This is a genomic window from Microcystis sp. M53603_WE2 (assembly GCF_030065435.1).
In genome coordinates this window covers 1-2,006 of the sequence record NZ_JASJFF010001162.1, presented here as the reverse complement: position 1 = coordinate 2,006, position 2,006 = coordinate 1, and the positions used below count along the sequence as shown (strand labels likewise).

Sequence of the window (2,006 nt, the reverse complement as noted above, 5' to 3'; positions counted from 1 at the left end):
GTATATCAACAAAAGAGCGGCGGAAGGGCGATCGGGTTTACAGTGCGCGGCAGCAGTAGTTATGTGGAATACAGCTATCAAAGCGGAGATTGGCTACTTTTTGGCAGTGAAACCGACGGTATTCCGGCAGATTTATTAAATCAATGTGATCATACAGTTTATATTCCCATGGCGGAACCGGGGGTGAGAAGTTTAAATCTTTCCGTTAGTGTGGCAATCGGATTATTTGAGGCCAGACGACAATTGGGATTTATTCGTTAGCGGGACATTTAGCTATATATAGCGTTTCTGATTCACAAGAGGTACATTCCCGATCCTGAACAGCTTAATCAGCAAAGGTTTAAGTGTGCCGCACAGATGCGAGAACCGCTATAAACAGAGCAAATAAACTAAATTGAGCAAAAAATCAGAAAATTGCTTTTATTTAGCTGATTTTTGCCCATATCAGAAAAAATAGTGATCGCAGTCAATCTTGTCCGTAATAACAGCAAGAAATTATGTGGATTATCCTAGAGCAAATTAATTTTTGCTCCTTTCTAATCCCATAATTTATTGAAAATAAAAAGGCAAGATGAGGCTCATGAATATCTTCGACCTTTCTCGAAAACATTTTGGCAATCTACAGCTTTTTCATCGGCAAAAATCCAACTCTGGCTTAACTCAAGTCGAGATGTTAGTTACCTTAATTTTATTAGGAATTCTCTTAACCATTGCCCTTTCTGTTTATCATCGTTTAATGGCTTGGATTCGCTTAAATATCGCCACCTTTGAAATATCACAGCAGTGGAAAAATACCCGTTACCAAGCCATGGGAGAAGGTTCTTATCCCCTATCTTTGTGCATGGCAGAAAGTGAAACTGAACAGATTAAAGTGGCAAAAGTACAAGGAGACGAATGTGAAAATGTCACCGATTGGACTCCCATCACTCGTGGTGTTAGCATCGATACTGATAATTCTACCCTACGCCGAGTTAGTGGACCTGTCGGTAATCAAGGGACAATTTATCGCGCTAGTTGGGCCGATACAAAGGGGGGGTTAGGGGGTTCTTGGGGACAGTTAGGCAGAATTACTTTAGTTGCTTCCGGTACACCAGACAAACGCTGTTTATTTTTATTCCGTGTTGATGGTAGTTGGGATATTCGCCAAGATGATAGATGTGTGGGTTAAAGCTGATTTAAAACTAGGGAATCAGGCGATCAATTTGTTGAGCTAAATCAAAATCTAAGTTACTTAAACCTCCCACTTCATGGGTAGTGAGGGAAAGAGTAACGCGATTATAATTGATGGTAATATCAGGATGATGACCTAGGAATTCAGCTGGAGTAACTAAGCGATTAACAAAAGTGATCGCTTCGATAAAATTGTTAAATTTAAAAGTTTTTTCAATCCGTTGATCTCGTAACTGCCAACCCGGGATAGTCTGTAATTGTTGAGAGATTTCTCGATCGGATAAACGAGTAGCGGGTAAAGAGAGGACTAATTCACCAGTTAACCCAATCATGAAAGCGATCGCTATTGCTAAGAATTGGTTCAACATTGAAGACGCTGCCGTAGTTGTGGTGAGCGGAAAAAGTGATCGATCGGGAGAGCATAATGTCGAGAGAGCCACGCTCAAAAATCGACAATTCTGACCGATAGCTTTTCTGGGGGGAAACTTAGACGGTTTTCAGTCCGTCTGGGATTACACTAGAAAATACTCACTTATTCGATCGAGCCGTTCATGATTATTTCCGTCGTAGCACTGAAGGGAGGGGTCGGGAAAACCACCACATCGATTCATTTGGCCGCCTATTTTCAAGAAAAAGCGCCCACCTTATTGATTGATGCGGATAAAAATCGTTCGGCTCTCCATTGGTCCCGGGAAGACACCCTTCCTTTTATGGTAGCGTCCCAAGCTGGAGCGACGGGACTGGTGAAACAATACACTCATATTATCGTCGATACCCAGGCCCGGCCGGAGCCAGACGAGTTAAAAGATTTAGCTCAGGGCAGCGATTTATTAATC

Annotated in this window: 5 protein-coding genes; 4 read left to right on the top strand and 1 reads right to left on the bottom strand. The window is 42.1% G+C overall.

What is annotated here, in order from left to right; all coding sequences use genetic code 11:
• Positions 1-261 (top strand): tRNA (cytidine(34)-2'-O)-methyltransferase (locus tag PX481_RS24480; RefSeq protein WP_288096530.1); only part of this gene is annotated, 261 nt, incomplete at its 5' end.
• 319 nt (positions 262-580) lie between these two features.
• Positions 581-1,168: a prepilin-type N-terminal cleavage/methylation domain-containing protein gene (locus PX481_RS24475; protein ID WP_288096528.1), complete on the top strand. Its 588-nt coding sequence runs from the start codon at positions 581-583 to the stop codon at positions 1,166-1,168.
• Between the two features lie 13 nt (positions 1,169-1,181).
• Here PX481_RS24475 and PX481_RS24470 read toward each other — a convergent pair whose 3' ends face one another.
• The gene (locus PX481_RS24470; RefSeq protein ID WP_002761979.1) at positions 1,182-1,538 is read right to left on the bottom strand and encodes a 4a-hydroxytetrahydrobiopterin dehydratase; all 357 of its coding nucleotides are present in this window, start codon (positions 1,536-1,538) and stop codon (positions 1,182-1,184) included.
• Between PX481_RS24470 and PX481_RS24465 the strand changes: the two genes are divergently transcribed.
• A complete protein-coding gene (locus PX481_RS24465) occupies positions 1,501-1,632 on the top strand; it encodes a hypothetical protein (RefSeq protein WP_288057037.1) in 132 nt (43 codons plus the stop codon). The genes PX481_RS24470 and PX481_RS24465 overlap by 38 nt on opposite strands.
• Positions 1,633-1,721: 89 nt before the next feature.
• A partial coding sequence (locus PX481_RS24460) for a nucleotide-binding protein (protein WP_288096525.1) occupies positions 1,722-2,006 on the top strand: 285 nt, incomplete at its 3' end.